The organism is Fictibacillus macauensis ZFHKF-1, assembly GCF_000269865.1.
Classification (GTDB): domain Bacteria; phylum Bacillota; class Bacilli; order Bacillales; family Fictibacillaceae; genus Fictibacillus_C; species Fictibacillus_C macauensis.
In genome coordinates this window covers 1-17,280 of sequence record NZ_AKKV01000035.1, presented here as the reverse complement: position 1 = coordinate 17,280, position 17,280 = coordinate 1, and the positions used below count along the sequence as shown (strand labels likewise).

General features: G+C 42.5%; 18 protein-coding genes, 2 tRNA genes and 1 pseudogene. 4 read left to right on the top strand and 17 right to left on the bottom strand.

Annotation, left to right across the window (positions count from 1 at the left end; translation table 11 throughout):
- Positions 1 to 797: IS3 family transposase (locus tag A374_RS15610; protein ID WP_007203200.1), on the top strand; the 797-nt coding region annotated here is incomplete at its 5' end.
- Here A374_RS15610 and A374_RS15605 read toward each other — a convergent pair.
- The 3 genes from A374_RS15605 to groES all read right to left on the bottom strand — a co-directional run bounded on the left by A374_RS15605 (position 781) and on the right by groES (position 3,862).
- Positions 781 to 1,716, bottom strand: coding sequence for a site-specific integrase (locus A374_RS15605; protein ID WP_007203199.1), 936 nt, complete (start codon positions 1,714 to 1,716; stop codon positions 781 to 783). The two genes, A374_RS15610 and A374_RS15605, sit on opposite strands and share 17 nt — an antisense overlap.
- A 149-nt stretch (positions 1,717 to 1,865) precedes the next feature.
- On the bottom strand, positions 1,866 to 3,506 hold the full coding sequence (gene groL / locus A374_RS15600; RefSeq protein ID WP_007203198.1) for a chaperonin GroEL: 1,641 nt from the start codon (positions 3,504 to 3,506) through the stop codon (positions 1,866 to 1,868).
- 71 nt (positions 3,507 to 3,577) lie between these two features.
- Complete coding sequence (groES, locus tag A374_RS15595) at positions 3,578 to 3,862, bottom strand: co-chaperone GroES (RefSeq protein ID WP_007203197.1); 285 nt, start codon at positions 3,860 to 3,862, stop codon at positions 3,578 to 3,580.
- A gap of 235 nt (positions 3,863 to 4,097) precedes the next feature.
- Here groES and A374_RS15590 point away from each other — a divergent pair, with 235 nt between their 5' ends.
- Positions 4,098 to 4,814 carry a CPBP family intramembrane glutamic endopeptidase gene (locus A374_RS15590; protein ID WP_007203196.1) on the top strand — a complete coding sequence of 239 codons (717 nt, stop codon included), beginning with the start codon at positions 4,098 to 4,100 and terminating at the stop codon, positions 4,812 to 4,814.
- Entirely contained in the window at positions 4,815 to 5,018 is a 204-nt protein-coding gene (locus A374_RS15585; RefSeq protein WP_007203195.1) for a hypothetical protein, read from the top strand.
- Between the two features lie 22 nt (positions 5,019 to 5,040).
- Here A374_RS15585 and tatC read toward each other — a convergent pair whose 3' ends face one another.
- The 4 genes and pseudogenes from tatC to moaC all read right to left on the bottom strand — a co-directional run bounded on the left by tatC (position 5,041) and on the right by moaC (position 7,310).
- Positions 5,041 to 5,814: a twin-arginine translocase subunit TatC gene (gene tatC / locus A374_RS15580; protein ID WP_007203194.1), complete on the bottom strand. Its 774-nt coding sequence runs from the start codon at positions 5,812 to 5,814 to the stop codon at positions 5,041 to 5,043.
- A 114-nt stretch (positions 5,815 to 5,928) separates the two neighbouring features.
- Positions 5,929 to 6,093: pseudogene (tatA, locus tag A374_RS21155) on the bottom strand (twin-arginine translocase TatA/TatE family subunit); the annotation flags it as partial.
- A gap of 32 nt (positions 6,094 to 6,125) precedes the next feature.
- On the bottom strand, positions 6,126 to 6,776 hold the full coding sequence (locus A374_RS15570; RefSeq protein ID WP_007203192.1) for a redox-sensing transcriptional repressor Rex: 651 nt from the start codon (positions 6,774 to 6,776) through the stop codon (positions 6,126 to 6,128).
- Between the two features lie 48 nt (positions 6,777 to 6,824).
- On the bottom strand, positions 6,825 to 7,310 hold the full coding sequence (moaC, locus tag A374_RS15565) for a cyclic pyranopterin monophosphate synthase MoaC (RefSeq protein WP_007203191.1): 486 nt from the start codon (positions 7,308 to 7,310) through the stop codon (positions 6,825 to 6,827).
- 192 nt (positions 7,311 to 7,502) lie between these two features.
- Between moaC and A374_RS15560 the strand changes: the two genes are divergently transcribed.
- The gene (locus A374_RS15560; RefSeq protein WP_007203190.1) at positions 7,503 to 9,443 is read left to right on the top strand and encodes an ABC-F family ATP-binding cassette domain-containing protein; all 1,941 of its coding nucleotides are present in this window, start codon (positions 7,503 to 7,505) and stop codon (positions 9,441 to 9,443) included.
- A gap of 143 nt (positions 9,444 to 9,586) precedes the next feature.
- Here the strand turns inward: A374_RS15560 and A374_RS15555 are convergent, their stop codons facing one another.
- From A374_RS15555 to A374_RS15510, 10 genes are all read right to left on the bottom strand, one after another.
- Entirely contained in the window at positions 9,587 to 9,904 is a 318-nt protein-coding gene (locus A374_RS15555; RefSeq protein ID WP_007203189.1) for a hypothetical protein, read from the bottom strand.
- Positions 9,905 to 10,389: 485 nt separating this feature from the next.
- Positions 10,390 to 11,406, bottom strand: a complete 1,017-nt coding sequence (tsaD, locus tag A374_RS15550; RefSeq protein ID WP_007203188.1) for a tRNA (adenosine(37)-N6)-threonylcarbamoyltransferase complex transferase subunit TsaD — start codon at positions 11,404 to 11,406, stop codon at positions 10,390 to 10,392.
- A complete protein-coding gene (gene rimI / locus A374_RS15545; protein WP_007203187.1) occupies positions 11,406 to 11,852 on the bottom strand; it encodes a ribosomal protein S18-alanine N-acetyltransferase in 447 nt (148 codons plus the stop codon). The genes tsaD and rimI overlap by 1 nt, the downstream gene beginning before the upstream one ends.
- Before the next feature lie 8 nt (positions 11,853 to 11,860).
- Positions 11,861 to 12,556: a tRNA (adenosine(37)-N6)-threonylcarbamoyltransferase complex dimerization subunit type 1 TsaB gene (tsaB, locus tag A374_RS15540; RefSeq protein ID WP_007203186.1), complete on the bottom strand. Its 696-nt coding sequence runs from the start codon at positions 12,554 to 12,556 to the stop codon at positions 11,861 to 11,863.
- Entirely contained in the window at positions 12,553 to 13,008 is a 456-nt protein-coding gene (gene tsaE, locus A374_RS15535; RefSeq protein ID WP_007203185.1) for a tRNA (adenosine(37)-N6)-threonylcarbamoyltransferase complex ATPase subunit type 1 TsaE, read from the bottom strand. The genes tsaB and tsaE overlap by 4 nt, the downstream gene beginning before the upstream one ends.
- A 14-nt stretch (positions 13,009 to 13,022) precedes the next feature.
- Positions 13,023 to 14,009 carry a thiamine-phosphate kinase gene (gene thiL / locus A374_RS15530; protein WP_007203184.1) on the bottom strand — a complete coding sequence of 329 codons (987 nt, stop codon included), beginning with the start codon at positions 14,007 to 14,009 and terminating at the stop codon, positions 13,023 to 13,025.
- 166 nt (positions 14,010 to 14,175) lie between these two features.
- Positions 14,176 to 14,251: transfer RNA gene (locus tag A374_RS15525), tRNA-Asp, on the bottom strand.
- Between the two features lie 36 nt (positions 14,252 to 14,287).
- Positions 14,288 to 14,364: transfer RNA gene (locus A374_RS15520), tRNA-Met, on the bottom strand.
- A gap of 130 nt (positions 14,365 to 14,494) precedes the next feature.
- Positions 14,495 to 15,901 (bottom strand): amino acid permease, encoded by a 1,407-nt coding sequence (locus A374_RS15515; protein ID WP_007203183.1) that lies wholly within the window; start codon positions 15,899 to 15,901, stop codon positions 14,495 to 14,497.
- Between the two features lie 105 nt (positions 15,902 to 16,006).
- Positions 16,007 to 17,155 carry a trans-sulfuration enzyme family protein gene (locus A374_RS15510; RefSeq protein ID WP_007203182.1) on the bottom strand — a complete coding sequence of 383 codons (1,149 nt, stop codon included), beginning with the start codon at positions 17,153 to 17,155 and terminating at the stop codon, positions 16,007 to 16,009.
- Between the last annotated feature and the right edge of the window lie 125 nt (positions 17,156 to 17,280).

Here is a 17,280-nt window from a genome sequence, read left to right as displayed (position 1 = left end):
CACGAAGCACCTTTTACTATGAAACAGAAATAGCGATTCAAAAAGCAAAGGAAAAAGAAAGAGAAGAAGAGCATTTAAAAGAAAAAATACTAAAAATCTTTCATGAAAACCGTAAAGCGTATGGCACGCGCAAACTAAAAAAAGCGCTTTTGAAAATGGGCCACAAAGTTTCCAGACGTCGTATTGCTAGGCTCATGAAAGAGCTTGGCATCCAATCGAAATATGCCCAACCTTCCTACAAACCCATGCGCTCTCAGCCCAATGAAGAATCAGTGGGGAACGTATTAGATCAGGAATTTCGAGTAGAGGAAGAGATGACCGTGTTAGTCAGTGATCTAACGTATGTTAAAGTCGGACAACAGTGGAATTATATTTGTTTTCTATTGGATCTATATAATAGAGAAATCGTTGGTCATAGTGTTGGAAAACGCAAAGACGCAGCGTTGGTTCAACGTGCCTTCGCAACGGTTCACCGACCATTGGAGAATGTGAAGCTCTTCCATACCGATCGAGGATCTGAGTTTAAAAACGTTGATATTGATCACTTACTAAGTGAATACCAGATTGAACGTTCCTTAAGCGATAAAGGTAATCCATATGATAATGCAGTAGCCGAAGCGACATTCAAGATTTTAAAAACGGAACTAATCAACGGCGAACAATTCCTTTCCCTTAACCACCTGGAGCTTGAAGTTTTTGATTATATCAATTGGTATAATAACATCCGTTTACATAGTGCCCTTGGGTATCAAAGCCCGATCAGCTATCGAAACGCAGCCCTTAAAATTGTTGTTTAATTTGGTGTTGACATACCAATGAATTCAATGGATTATATTTGTCATTTTGCTCCCTTAGCTCGTTCCCCCACATAGCAACATACTTCATCGTAACTGCAATATTTTGGTGTCTCATAAGCCTCTGGATGGCAAATGCACTCATACCAGACATTGCAAGTCGATGGCAAAATGTATGACGAAACGTATGGGCAGAAACCCTTATTCCTTTAAAATTCATTTTTTGTCCAAGATATCTAAACACTAACATCAAGGAATTATCGGTCATTTGGGTATTACTTCTTTTAACAAATACATATTCGCTTACATCACCCCAATATTGTTTACAAAAAACATAATAAGCAGCTAATTCCTTCGCTAATTTATCTGTGATTGGTATAGTTTCTTTTCTCCTGTTTTTTCCGAATACAGAAACTGTCTTATTGATTAAATCTACATCAGACCATTGAAGGTTTACGATTTCTCCTCGTCTTATTCCTGTTCCTAATATGGTAATGATGATGACGTAGTCACGATATGCAACGTAACTCTTGTCCCTTTGCTTAATACGCCTGTAAAAGTTCAATATTTGACGTATCTGCTCATCACTAAAGACCTCAATCCTTACATCGTCTTTTTGTTGCTTAATTTTCTTAGCGGGATTAGTCTTAATGACCTCACATTCAACTAAGTAATTGAAAAATGCCCTAATCCTCAATAGCTTGGTGTTAATGGTTCCCGCCTTATCCCCTTTTTCTTGGCATTTTAAAAGATACTGACGAATGTGGCTGTAGGTAATTTCTTCGGCATTTACAATCTGTTGTTCGATGCAATAATCCACAAACTTGCCTAAAAGCATTTGATAATTTTTGATATTCGTTTTAGTCGTATTCTTAAAACGCCTATCATCCAAAAAGTCTTGATACGCAAATTTTAATAACACAAAAAACCACTCCCTTATTTTTATAGGAAGTGGTTATTGCTTTTGATATAAGTTTTTTCCATGACTACTTCATAAGAAGAGCGTGAAAATGAGTAGAAAAGGGCGGAGAAATAGCCTTAACTAATTCTCCAATGTTTGGCTTAAAAGCCTTACATCATGCCGCCCATTCCGCCCATGCCCATGCCGCCCATGTCAGGCATGCCTGCACCACCAGCGTTTTCTTCTGGTTTGTCAGCGATGACTGCTTCTGTTGTTAGGAACATTGCAGATACGGATGCTGCGTTTTGAAGTGCAGAGCGTGTTACTTTTGTTGGATCGACGATACCAGAGTCGAACATGTTAACCCATTCGCCTGTAGCAGCGTTGAAGCCGATGCCGATTTCTTCGTTTTTCAAGCGTTCTACGACGACAGATCCTTCAAGACCTGCGTTGTGAGCGATTTGGCGAACTGGTTCTTCGAGTGCACGAAGGACGAGTTTCACACCTGTTGCTTCGTCGCCTGTTGCTTCGATTGAAGTAAGGGCACGAACAACGTTTACGAGGGCTGTTCCACCACCGGAAACGATTCCTTCTTCTACTGCTGCACGCGTAGAGTTAAGGGCGTCTTCGATGCGTAGTTTGCGCTCTTTTAGTTCTGTTTCTGTAGCTGCACCTACTTTAATGACAGCTACGCCGCCAGCAAGTTTCGCTAAACGTTCTTGAAGTTTTTCTTTATCGAATTCAGATGTTGTTTCATCTAATTGTGAACGAATTTGACCTACGCGGCCTGCGATTTTATCAGATGCGCCAGCGCCTTCAACGATCGTTGTGTTTTCTTTCGTTACAACGACTTTAGAAGCTGTTCCTAGCTGTCCGATGTTCGCAGATTTAAGATCAAGTCCAAGCTCTTCTGTAATCACTTCAGCGCCTGTTAGGATCGCAATGTCTTCAAGCATTGCTTTACGACGGTCACCGAATCCTGGAGCTTTCACTGCTACAGCATTGAACGTACCACGAAGTTTATTTACTACTAATGTAGCAAGAGCTTCGCCTTCTACGTCTTCAGCGATAAGAAGCAATGGTTTCCCTTGTTGAACAACTTGCTCAAGGACAGGAAGGATTTCTTGGATGTTAGTAATCTTTTTATCTGTGATTAAGATGTATGGATTCTCAAGAACCGCTTCCATCTTATCAGAGTTAGTTACCATGTATGGAGAAGCATAACCACGATCGAATTGCATACCTTCTACAACTTCAAGCTCTGTTGTGAAGCCTTTAGACTCTTCGATTGTAATAACGCCATCGTTCCCTACGCGCTCCATAGCTTCAGCGATTAGTTGACCAACTTCTTCGTCAGCTGCAGAGATTGCCGCTACTTGAGCGATGGACTCTTTGCCTTCGATTGGCTTAGAGATCTTTTTCAATTCTTGAACAGCAACAGCTGTCGCTTTCTCGATTCCTTTGCGAAGTACCATTGGGTTCGCGCCAGATGTTACGTTTTTCAAGCCTTCACGGATCATTGCTTGTGCAAGAACCGTTGCTGTTGTTGTACCGTCACCAGCGACGTCGTTCGTTTTGCTTGCTACTTCAGCTACAAGCTTTGCACCCATGTTTTCGAATGCATCTTCAAGTTCGATTTCTTTTGCAATCGTTACACCGTCATTTGTGATGAGCGGCGATCCGAATTTCTTTTCAAGAACGACGTTGCGCCCTTTTGGTCCTAGTGTTACTTTTACTGCATTAGCAAGTGCATCGACACCGCGAAGCATTGCGCGACGAGCGTCTTCACTGAACTTAATATCTTTAGCCATGTGTAAAACCCTCCTAGAATTTTTTTTATAAGTATAAAGAAAGCTAACTCAGTAGCTTATATGTGTGTGGTTTAGCCGATGACAGCTAGTACATCCGTTTCACGAAGAATTAAGTATTCTTTGCCTTGGTACTTCACTTCTGTTCCCGCATATTTAGAGAAAATAATTGCGTCTCCCTCGGAAACTTCTAAAGCAACGCGCTCACCTTGTTCTGTAACGCGGCCTGTTCCTACTGCAACAACTTTTCCTTCTTGCGGTTTTTCCTTTGCAGAGTCCGGCAATACGATGCCGCTTGCAGTCTTTTCTTCGCTTTCGACAAGCTCAATCACAATACGATCACCTAGTGGCTTTAACAAGTGAAACACCCTCCTCAAAAAATTAGAAAGTTAAATTTTATTAGCACTCTTATTTAGTGAGTGCTAACTCCATTTCTAATAATAAATTGTTTTTTCTCCTTTTGCAAGTGGGGACCTTCCGAAATTAGAAATTTTTTGGGAAGTGTCTGTTTCGATTTCTGAAGGGAATCTGTGTTAGAATAGGGAGATACATGGGAATGCTGTAAACGTAACTTATTTCAAAGGAGAACGAACATTGGCAAATCGATATGCTTGGGTTATTATTTCCTACATCATTATGCAATTCTCCGGCTATGCTGGGATTCCTCTTTTAATTTGGCTAGGGGTGCCTAGACATCAAATCGTCGGAATATGGTCGCTCATTAGCTTTTTAATTGAACTGATTATCATACTTATACTGATTCGGCCTGCTTGGAAAAAGAATGAACTGCGTGGCAAAGAACCCGCGGAACCATTAATGGTCGTCATCTGGGCCATTGTCGGGATCGTACTTGCCTACATCTCACAAATTATTGCAGGCATGCTTGAAATGTACGTATTTGACATTAAACCAGGCTCTGAAAATACGAAACGACTCGTAGAAGTTGCGAAGCTATCACCTTACTTCCTACTCGTTACGTGTATCATTGGACCAATTATTGAAGAAATCATTTTCCGTAAAATCATTTTCGGTAGCTTATATAAACGAATGAACTTTTTCTTAAGCGCAGTCATCAGCGCGCTTGTGTTTGCAGCGGCACATTTTGACTTTGTCCACATTCTCATATACACCGCGATGGGTCTTACCTTTTCATTTTTGTACGTCATTAGTGGACGCATTATCGTACCAATCATTGCACACGTTGCAATGAATTCCATCGTCATGTTAATCAATGTGGTGTTTGCTGATAAGATTCAAGATTTACAACAAAAGGCTGAGAAACTTCATTCCATTATAGGAGGCCTCTTTTAGATGAAAGTATCCCCTCTGTTTTTAAGCGGATTTTACGGCATTGCCGGGATTCTCTTTACGTGGCTTGCTGTTTACTATAGCACCTATACAGGGATGACAGGCTTCTGGACTATTATATCGATGCTTGCGGCAACATATGACTATTCGATTGCGATTCGTTATTACCGCGTCCATCGTCACATTAAAAAATACACGAAGAAATAGAAAAAAGCATCGTTTCATGATCTTACTCATGAGACGATGCTTTTTTTAGTTGAAGATCATATTCTGCTTCTTGCTCAGCACGCATTCGTTTCTTGAAGGAACGAGCGGCGATCACGATGCTAATTTCGTAAAGAAGAATTAACGGAATGGTGACCGTTAAATGCGAAATCAATTCTGGTGGTGCAATCATCCCGGCGATGACCAATATGCCAAAATACGCAAACTTCCGAATGCGGCGCAACAGCATCGGCGTTAACAAGCCCAGTCGTGTTAAAAACATGATGAGCACAGGAAACTGAAAGACTAACCCAAACGGCAATACAAGATTAAAGAGAAAAGAGAAATACTCATTAATGCCATACACGCCATTAATATCGAGTGATTCAGCAATATTCCCCATAAAATGAACGACGAGCGGGAACAGAATATAGTAACCAAATGCTAAGCCGAGCGCAAATAGAAAAAAGGTAATCGGAATGTAAGAAAGCGTTACTTTCCGTTCATTTTCATACAAACCAGGCGCAATAAAGGCCCATAGTTGGTAGAGCGCAAACGGCAATGTTAAAAGCAAACCAATGATAAATGAAAAGTTAATGTATACCTTGAGCGGATCGGTTAAATTAAACGCGTTCATTTGAATGCCATTGGCCACTGGATCATGCTGTAAATAGAGAATAACGGGCTTGGCTAGCAAAAGTCCAAGACCGACGAACAGAACGAAGAAAACGACAATATACGTTAACCGTTTTCTTAATTCTCCGAGATGATCATAGATAGACATGTTTTTTTCGTGCATCTTGTTCACCCTAACTGCTTACTTTTGATCTGTCGCTTTCGTCAGATCAACGGATGCTTGTACAGGTTGTGAAGGTGGTACGACTTCTGGTCGTACGTGTTGCTCTGGCTTCACGTCTTCTTTCTTCTTGTCATCATGATCATCCATAATGCCGCTCGTTGCATTCTTAAATTCGCGCAGCGTCTTTCCTGCTGCTTTTCCTAACTCTGGGAGCTTCTTCGGTCCGAAAATGATTAACGCTGCTGCTGCAATGGCAATGGCACTTCCTGGTCCAATCATACAGACACCTCCTTCATTCTCAATGTGAAAATCTATAGTTCAACCGATGGATAATGCTTCATAAAGTAGATCAATGATTGTAATTCTACTGCTAGATCGATGTGGTGCACCCTAATGCTAGGGGGAATCGTTAGCCGCGCCGGGGTAAAATTTAAAATCCCTTTAATGCCGGCTTCTACAAGCTGATCAGCAATGTATTGGGCCGAGCCAACCGGTACGGTTAAAATCGCCACTTCAACATCACTCTTCTTCAGTACTTCCGTCATATTCGCAATCGAATGCACGGGAACGTCAGCGATTTCAGTTCCTACCTTTTCTGGATCAACGTCGAATGCTAGTTGAATTAATGTATTGTTGTTTTTAATAAAATTATAATGCAAAAAGGCGGTTCCTAAATTGCCGACACCAATTAAGGCGACTTTCGTAATCTCATCTTGATTTAACGTTTTTCGGAAAAAAGATAACAGGTAATTGACGTTATAGCCATACCCCTTTTTCCCAAGCGCTCCAAAATACGAAAAGTCACGGCGAATCGTTGCTGAATCGACTTTCACTGCCTCACTTAATTCTGCCGATGATACCCGCTGCTTTCCAGACATCGAAAGATTCTTAAGAAAGCGGTAATACAAGGGCAGCCGCTTAGCCGTAGCCTGCGGTATTTTAATCTGTTGTTCCTCACTCATCTTTAGCCCTCCACTAACAGAAAGCTTATCTCTATTTTATCATACTTTTTAGACGGAACGCTGATAATCCCCATTTTTTCCACCACTTTTACTTTGCAGGAAAGTAGGACCAATGACCATCGATTTATCGACGGCTTTACACATGTCATATACGGTTAACGCTACAGCACTTGCTGCCGTTAACGCCTCCATTTCAACACCCGTTGTCCCCTTCGTCTTCACAATCGCCGTAATTTCTAACGAATAGGCGTCATGCTCCTGCTTCCAGTGAAAGGTAATATCCACACCGGTTAAGGCTAAAGGATGGCACATTGGGATCCAATCAGACGTTTTCTTAGCAGCCATAATGCCCGCTACCTGTGCTACTGCAAGCACATCGCCTTTTTTGAAAGAGCCTTCTGTAATTTTTCTATAAATCTCTTCATTAACAAGAATCGAGCTTCTCGCCTCGGCTATGCGAACACTTTCTTCTTTTGCCGATATATCAACCATTTTCGCTCGTCCTTGCTCATTAAAGTGTGTCAGTCGTTCCATGTTATACTCCTTCTTCTAAAATATACACTATATAGGTCTATGGTGGATATTCTTTTATTTGGGAATTTACTACGAAATATTGAACATTGTTTAGTTGCCCCTATCCTCTTTTGTACGCTACACTAAGACTAGACAAAATACAGCAAATCAGGCATGTTCTTCGCAGGGAACGCTTTACTGAGGTGAAAATATATGATTATTTTGCAAGTCAATGACTTAGTAAAATCATTTGGGGCTGACCCTATTTTATCGAATATTAAGCTTGAAGTCCAAAAGCGAGATAGAGTAGCCCTCGTCGGTCGCAACGGCGCTGGTAAATCAACGCTTCTTAAAATCATTACGGGACAAATGTCGTATGATTCAGGACAGATCATACAGCCAAAAGATGTACAAGTAGGGTATCTTGCCCAAGATACGGGCCTTGAATCGAGCTTATCAATTTGGGATGAGATGCTTAGTGTCTTTGAACCGCTGCGCAAAATGGAGCGTCAACTTCGTTCTATGGAAATGCAAATGGGTGATCCCGCTATTATTGAAAATAGTCAAGGCTACGAAAAGCTCTTAAAAGAATACGATTCACTAAGTCTAACCTTTAAAGAACAAGGTGGCTATCAATACGAAGCCGATATTCGTACCGTGCTTCACGGCTTTCAATTTGGAACATTCGATTATGACACGAGCATTGCGACACTAAGCGGTGGCCAAAAAACACGCCTCGCGCTTGCCAAGCTATTACTGACGCGTCCTGATCTTCTCATTCTCGATGAGCCGACGAACCACTTAGATATTGAAACACTTGCGTGGTTAGAAAACTACTTGCAATCGTATGATGGCGCGATTTTACTCGTCTCACATGATCGCTACTTTTTAGATAAAATCGTTACCGTCGTCTATGAAATTTCACGACATCGCTCGACGAAATACAAAGGCAATTACACGAAATTTCTTGAACAAAAAGCAGAACGACTGGCACTTGACCAAAAAGCGTATGACAAACAACAAGAAGAAATTGCGAAGCTACAAGATTTCGTGCAAAAAAATATCGTCCGTGCGACAACAACAAAGCGCGCGCAAAGCCGCCGCAAACAACTTGAGAAAATGGACGTACTCGATAAGCCGCTTGGCGATGAGAAATCAGCCTCTTTTGCCTTTTCTATTGAGCGCCAAAGCGGAAATGACGTGCTTCGCTTAGAACAAGTTGCTACCGGCTATGACGCCAACGAACCGCTCTTAACTGGCATTGATTATCATGTGAATCGCCAAGATAGCGTTGCACTCGTTGGTCCGAACGGAATCGGCAAATCAACCTTGCTAAAAGTCATTTTAAAACAACTTCCGCTACTCAAAGGAAACATCGCCTATGGCGCAAACGTGAAGATTGGTCATTATGATCAAGAACAAGCCAATTTGCATTCGCAAAAAACATTGTTGCATGAACTATGGGATGACTATCCTGACAAAACAGAAAAAGAAATCCGCACCGTGCTTGGTAACTTTTTATTTAGCGGTGATGATGTTCTAAAATACGTAAATGAGCTTAGCGGTGGTCAGAAAGCTCGCCTTGCGCTTGCCAAGCTTATGATGCAAAAAGCGAATGTCCTGCTGCTAGATGAGCCAACCAACCATTTAGATTTGGATAGCAAAGAAGTGCTGGAGCAAGCACTCATTAATTATCCTGGAACGATTCTTTTCGTTTCGCATGACCGCTACTTTATTAATCGTCTTGCTACAAAAGTAGCTGAGCTCTCACGAACGCATATTACGAATTACCTTGGCGATTACGACTACTATGTCGAAAAGAAAGCCGAAACAAAAGAACGTAAAGAACTCGCAAATGCCGCGCAACAAACGGCGACGGTTACTGCAACTACTAAAAAAAGCGAAGAATCTTCCTATGAAAAAGACAAAGCTTCAAAGCGCGAAGATCGCAAGCGACTGCGCCGCATTGAAGAAATTGAAGAACGGCTTGAGAAACTAGAAGCAGAACAACAAACCCATGAAGAAGCGCTTTGTGATCCAGAAGTCTATCAAGATTATGAGCAAACGCACCATCATAATGAAGAAATCGAGCGTCTCCAAACACACATGGAGCAATTGATGGAAGAATGGGAAGCCTTACAGCTTGAAGAATAAAAGCAAGATGAGGCTGGGACATAAGCAGCGTTAGCACATAAAAAATGGCTTCATCATCCGTTTCGGTGATGAAGCCATTTTTTTCATGTTGTTCGTCATTTGATGTTAGATTGTCTTGCATATATAAGCAGTCATCAAATGCATCAAAAATTGGAGTAGAGAGCAAGCTCTTCTGCAAACGCGAATCGGGCAGACCATTCGCGCGCAGAACAGGTCCGTTCGCGCGCAGACCAAGTCCGTTTGCGCGCAGGAGCCTCTGATTCGCGCGCAGACCAAGCCCGTTCGCGCGCAGGAGCCTCCGATTCGCGCGCAGACCAGGTAAATTGCTTCCACCAACGTAGGTAAGGGATGAAAAAGAGAGAAAATAAAGAGATCATCTCGTAAATGCGCTCAAAAATGCGTAAAAGCTCTTCAATAATGGCAAAAAGAGTGAAGCGCACAAGAGATTCTAATTTGCGCACAGATCAGGGTCATTCGCGCGCAATTAAGTCCATTTCCCTCATGCGCCACGAAACAGTGGAAGTATTGTGTTCCAATCTCTTTTTTCTATCCACAAGTGGTACACAACCCTACAACAAATGTTGTAGACTTTTGTCGAATGTATAGTCACTCTATGTTTTTGTTTTGCAACAATTCACAGTATCCACAGCCTTATACACAGACAAAGGATAAAAAAATAGAGTTCTCCACTACTTTATCCACTTTATCCACAGGTTAAATCCTTTCTATCCACACGTAGTTATACACACTATAAATCCCCATGATTCCTCATTTTTTTAAACTTATGCACAGCATAAATGAATCTGTTGATAACTTTATCAACAGTAAATTCGAGCTTTTTTGTAGGAAAATGACACCGCTTACTTGTGGATATGTGTGTTATAGCACAGATTACATGCAAAAAGACGACCTTTTACGCGTCGTAAAGGGCCGTCTTTTTCTTTAATTATTGCGCTTCTAAATCGAGACCTGGCACACCATTTAATGCCCAGTCTGCACGTGTTCCTTTACGATAGGCAATACTGCCTGCCGCTCCAATCATCGCTGCATTATCTGTGCATAAAGAAAGCGGTGGAATGACTAGTGGTACTTCTTCGTTCTGAAAACGAGCTTCTAGTGCCGATCGCAAGCCTTGATTCGCGGCTACGCCACCTGCTACTAACACTTGCTTTACGTCATACGCACGCGCTGCTCGTGCCGTTTTTTCCACTAATACTTCAACGACAGACGCTTGGAAGCTTGCTGCTAAATCTTCTGGAGCAAGCTCTTCGCCGCGCTGTGCCGCATTATGGACGGTATTGATGACCGCTGACTTTAAACCACTAAAGCTAAAGTCATACGAGTCTGGTTCCAGCCAGGCGCGCGGTAACTTAATGCTTGGTTGCCCCGCTTGCGCTAAGCGATCAATGTGCGGACCGCCTGGATATGGCATGTTCAGTGTGCGGGCTACCTTATCATATGCTTCACCGGCAGCGTCATCGCGCGTTTCCCCGATCACTTCAAATGAACCATGTTCCTTCATGTAGACAAGCTCTGTATGGCCACCTGACACAACCAAGGCAAGCAGTGGAAAGTGCATTTCCGTTACGAGTCGGTTCGCATAAATATGACCAGCAATATGATGAACCGGTACGAGTGGCAAATCATGCGCAAATGCCAACGCTTTTGCCGCATTCACACCAATTAATAACGCCCCTACAAGCCCCGGCCCTTCCGTTACAGCAATGGCCGTAATCTCTTCCATTGTTAACCCTGCTGTGACAAGCGCTTCTTCAATCACCACGGTCACTTGTTCCACATGATGACGAGACGCCACTTCAGGTACAACACCGCCAAACCGCTTATGACTTTCAATTTGCGAAGCGACGATATTGGCCAGCATTTCTGTGCCATTCTTAATAATCGCTACGGCTGTTTCATCACAGCTTGTTTCAATTGCTAATATGATTTCATCTTTCTCCATTACAGCATCACCCACATTACAAGCGCATCTTCCCCATTGTCGCTGTAGTAATTTTTTCGAATGCCACCATGCTCAAATCCTAACTTACTATAGAGATTTTGAGCGATAGCATTGCTTACTCTAACTTCAAGGCTCATTCGATCAGCCCCGTGCTTTCGTGCATGTACCATCGCCTCACGCATAAGTGCTTCTCCTAACTTCTTTCCACGAAAAGAAGGGAGAATGGCGATATTCGTAATATGTGCTTCATCAATAATGACCCAAACGCCGCAATAGCCGGCAAGTTCACCATCTCTTTCAATGAGCAAATACGACGCAAACTGATTGCTAACAATTTCATTATAAAAGGCTTCCTCTGTCCACGGATGGGCAAAGGAGGCATGCTCTACTTCTAGAATGCTAGGTAAGTCATCCACCGTTGCGATTCTGACTCTATACTCCTCCATAGCGCCCCCTATTTATTCTGTGCTTTTAACCAGTTGGCTTCCGCCTCTGCTAATTGCAAATAGCTTGGCACAAAGTGATGTACATCCTCTGGCTCTCGCATCATTCCAAGCGCCGCCAATTCAGTCGGCCGTGGATTATGATCAGCAAGTGCTCCAAATACAGCCTGTGATCCTAACGCTTCGGCAATGGCCTCTTGATGAAGCGGCAAATCATTGCCTAAAAATAGAACAGGTTGCTGTAATGCTTTTAGTTGTTCAAGCCACGTTTCTCGTAATACAAGCGCATCTTCTTTCACCACGCCAAACGTACCATCCTCTTTTTTGCCATACAAACCGGTATACCATTGTGTACGACGGGCATCAAAAAGGGGACAAACAAAGCCAGGAAAATATTTTCCGTTTTGCGCAAGCACTTCTAGACTCGAAACACCGACAAGCTCTTTATGTAGCGTCCAAGCAAGTGTTTTTGCAATCGTTACGCCAATGCGCACGCCTGTATAAGACCCAGGCCCTTTCGCAACAACGATACGATCAAGCTGATTCGGCTTCATATTCATTTCTTTTAAAAGATCATGAATAGCCGGCATCACCCGAATTGAATGATTTTTCTTTAAGTTCGTTGTATAGTCTCCAATCACAGTATCACCGTCAACAACAGCAAGTCCCATGACGAGATTGGATGTATCAATGGCTAATGCCTTCATGCCAAAAGCTCCTTACATAACGTAATAAAGCGTTCGCTCTTCGGATAAAAATGAAGCACGCGTGCGTCTTCATCTTCGCGACGAATCTCGATTTGCAGACGTTCGGCAGGTAAGTGATCTTCTATAAAGTGTGCCCACTCTACAACCGTTACGCCTTCTCCTGCAAAATATTCTTCAAAGCCGAGATCTTCATCACTATCCTCTAGTCGATAAACGTCCATATGATAAAATGGCAAACGCCCTTTATATTCTTTAATAATCGTAAAGGTTGGCGAATTGACAACTCTCGTTACGCCTAGACCTTTTGCTAATCCTTTTGAGAACGTCGTTTTCCCCGCACCAAGATCACCTTCTAACGTTAGGACATCACCTGCTCCTAACAACTGACCTAACTTTTCTGCAAGTGCTCCTGTTTCCTCAGGAGACGACGTATGGATCGTAAACTTTTCCATCCATGCTCCTCCGTTTATGAAAAATGATTGTACCCTGCTTTATGAAGCGCTTCTATAGGCTGTTGACTTCTTTCTAACCATACTGCCGGTGCGCCAGCCTCTACTTTTCCAACCGCTATAAAAGAAAGATTACAGTCCTTCGCCTTCTGCTGGATCAGTGAGAAGTCTTCTTGCGCCATCGTTCCAATGAGCGTATAGTCTTCGCCTCCATATAAGAGCCATTGTTCCTGTTGCTCCTGAGGATAAGACTGTAGTGCTATACTTTTTGGTAGCTTGTCCCAAACTAACGTAAGCTTCACGCCGCTACTCTCAGCAATTTCAGTAGCTTCACTTGCTACTCCGTCGCTAATATCATTCAGCGCTACGCGAACATTCGCTTCTGCTAATAGTCTACCCGCTTCCACATTTGGGAGTGGGAGCTGATGCGCTTGAACAAGTGCTTGTTCTGTCAGCGTAAAGGGATGGTTGCGTGTATGCTCCAATAGGAGAGCAAGTCCCCCAGCAGCGTCTCCAGCGCAACCTGTCATAAAGACAACATCACCAGGACGCGCATTTCGTCGCAGCAGTTTCTTGCCTGACTCAACTGAACCAATGACGGTAATCGAGAGAACAAGAGGGCCTTTCGTAGAAACGGTATCGCCACCAATTAAGTCCATCTTATACGTCTCCGCTAGCGTATCCATGCCTTTATAAATCTCACCTAGCGCTTCTTCACTCCATGAAGCGGGAACAGCAATGGATACTAAGTAATACCGAGGAATCCCTCCCATTGCCGCTACATCACTTATATTGGCAGCAAGCGCCTTATGTCCAATGTGAAAAGGCGCCATTGTATCGGTCGTAAAATGAACTCCTTCAACCATCGTATCAAGACAAACGACTTGATCCTCTTCTTCTGAGCCCTTTACAAGCGCAGCATCATCACCAATACCTTCTAGTAACGATGCTTGGCGGTGTTCTTTTGGCGTAATAGAGGCAATCCATGCAAACTCATCTCGCATCCTGTTCTACCTTTCCATACGTTTCTTTTTCTCCGTATAAAAAATCCTTAGGCATCATGAAGATCCTAAGGTTATCTATTCATTAGTTTATCTTATTTTGACAAAAAAACCTACTTGAAAACATAAAAAAAACACGAAACAAATTGTTTCGCTTCCTAGAAAAAAATGGCGGACCCGACCGGGGTCGAACCGGCGATCTCCTGCGTGACAGGCAGGCATGTTAACCACTACACCACGAGTCCATCTGTAACCACTCAGTGAGTAGTATTTTTAAAAATTGGTTGCGGGGACAGGATTTGAACCTGCGACCTTTGGGTTATGAGCCCAACGAGCTACCAGACTGCTCCACCCCGCGATGATTTTAAAATGTTGCTGTTGTCTTTTCGACATAAATAAATATACCATGGTTACTAAAATAATGCAATAGACTTTACAAAAAACTTTTTAAAAAAGATACGTCGCATGTGCAACGTATCTTTAGTATATTACAACGAGCTTTTTTTATTCGTTTTGTGGTGTCCATTCATATAATAGAACAACACAAGCAGCAAGATCCAAATTGGCCCTACATAGAGCGCAATTCGCGTATCTTCAAAGAATGCCATAACGCCGATAACAAGCACGAGGAACGCTAAGGCTAAGTAGGAACCAAATGGATAAAGCGGTGCTTTATATTTCAGTTCTTTTAACTGTTCTTTCGTTAACGTCTTTCTAAATCTCATTTGCGATAAAATAATCGTTGCCCACGTCCAAATGGCACCGAACGTAGAAATACTCGTGATCCACGTAAATACTTCTGAACCTGGGAACAAGTAATTGAGTGCAACACCAATGAGAAGTACAAATGCTGATACAAGAATGGCAACAGATGGCACGCCACCTCTGTTAATTTTCTTAAGAGAAGCTGGTGCTTGTTTTTGTTGTGCTAGGTTAAAGAGCATACGTCCTGTACTAAAGATTCCAGAGTTACAGCTAGAAAGAGCCGCTGTTAAGACGACAAAGTTAATAATTCCGGCTGCTTGTCCAAGACCAATTTTTTCAAATGTTAATACGAACGGGCTTCCTGCTGTTCCGATTTGATCCCACGGATAAATCGACATAATCACGAAAAGAGCACCGATGTAGAAAATAAGGATGCGCCAGAATACCGTATCAATGGCACGCGCTAATACTTTCTTCGGGTTCTTAACCTCACCTGCAGTAACCCCAATCATTTCAATGCCAAGAAAGGCAAACATAACAATTTGTAACGACATTAAAATCCCCTTAACACCATGTGGTGCAAAACCACCGTTGTTCCAAAGGTTACTAATTCCCGTTGCTACGCCACCATTTCCAAAACCAAAGATAATAATGCCTAAGCCAATAATAATAAGAGCAATAATCGCAACAATCTTAATTAAAGCAAACCAAAATTCAAATTCACCATAGGCTTTAGCAGCAATTAAGTTCACAAGTGCCATAATAATTAAGGCAGCGAGTGACCAAATCCACGTTGGTACGTTTGACATAGAAATCGCTTCACTCGCTTTATACGGAAACCATTTATCCATATAAATACCGACAGCTGTAATTTCCGCCATACACGTAACAATCCATAAGAACCAATAATTCCAACCTGTTATGTATCCTGCAAGCGGTCCTAAGTAATCCTTCGCATAACGACTAAATGAACCAGCGACTGGATTATTGATCGCCATTTCTCCTAGCGAACGCATAATTAAAAACATTACGGCACCTGCAACAGCGTAACCAATTAGAATGGAAGGGCCTGCTAAATCAATGGCTTTCCCTGATCCTAAAAATAGGCCAACACCGATGGCAGCTCCGAGCGACATAAGCGTAATATGTCGAGATTCTAAGCCGCGCTGAAGTTCTTCTTGTTGCTTCATATTTTAATGTCCCCCTAGCTTTCTATAACTAAGTAAAGCGCTTTCACCTTAATTTTATCATATTTCGACAATTTCAACAATCTTTCAAATTCTAAAAATTGCCAGTCATTCTGCACTCGCTAGATCAAGCGCCTCTTTAAAAGCCTCCTTTATATCCTCTATATCTTCAATTCCAACTGAAATGCGTACAACATTCTTGGTAATGCCAAGAGAAGCTGCAACTTCAGCAGGCAAGCTGCGATGCGAGGTTCCAATTGGATACGATACACTTGTTTCTACACCGGCAAGTGTTGCCACAATTTTAATCCAAGATAAATGTTTAAAAAAGGCATGAATGGATACTAGCGGCTGCAGCTCAATCGTAACGATTGCTCCAGCTCCTTTTTCACTAACGTTGGTTGGATAATACACGGTTTTTACAGAAGTGTGGCCTTGTAAAAAGGTGGCTAGCTGTTGCGCGTTACTAATTTGGCGTTCCATGCGAATGCTTAACGTTTTAAGCCCTCGACAGGCTAACCACGCATCAAAGGGACCCATCTGACACCCAAGGTTGGCTACTTTCTCTTTGACACGTGCTATGTGTTCATGAGCTCCTACAACAACACCTGCGGTCACGTCACTATGACCCCCAATATATTTCGTCGCACTATGAACGATCATGTCCACACCACTTCGTAGCGGCTGTAGTACATATGGCGTTGCAAAGGTATTATCTATCATCGTCAAGAGCTTATGTTCTTTTGCAGTGGCTACCATTTTTTCTATATTCTCAACCCGTAATAACGGATTCGTAATCGATTCAGAATAGAGAAGCTTTGTATTAGGTTGAATAGCTGCTTTAATGGCCGCTTCCTCTGTAAACGATACGAAGGTTACTTCAATCCCAAATGATTGAAGCTCATGCGCAAATAAGTGCCGTGTACCGCCGTATAGATCGTTACAAGCGACAATATGCTCACCACTTTTTACAATAGCCACAACCGCCGCAAGAATTGCCGCTAATCCAGAAGACGTCGCTACACCATCTTCCGCTCCTTCCAGTGCTGCTACTCCAGCTCCTAAATCATCACTATTGGGATGGTTGATCCGAGAGTACAGAAAGTCATGTTCTCCACTATAGTAGCTTTCAAGGTCTTCTAAATCTTTAAATGTATAGGCTGTTGTCTGATAAATGGGCTGTACTTTACTAACTGGACTTTGCGAGCGATTGTTTCCAAAATGAACGGTTTTTGTATCAAATTGCTGCTTCTTCATCTATGTCCACCTCACATTACATTTTCAACCTATCATACCATATACAAAAATAATAAAGCACCGCTGGATTTCTCCAACAGTGCTTTTTTAGTGCCCGGCAACGTCCTACTCTAACAGGGGGAAGC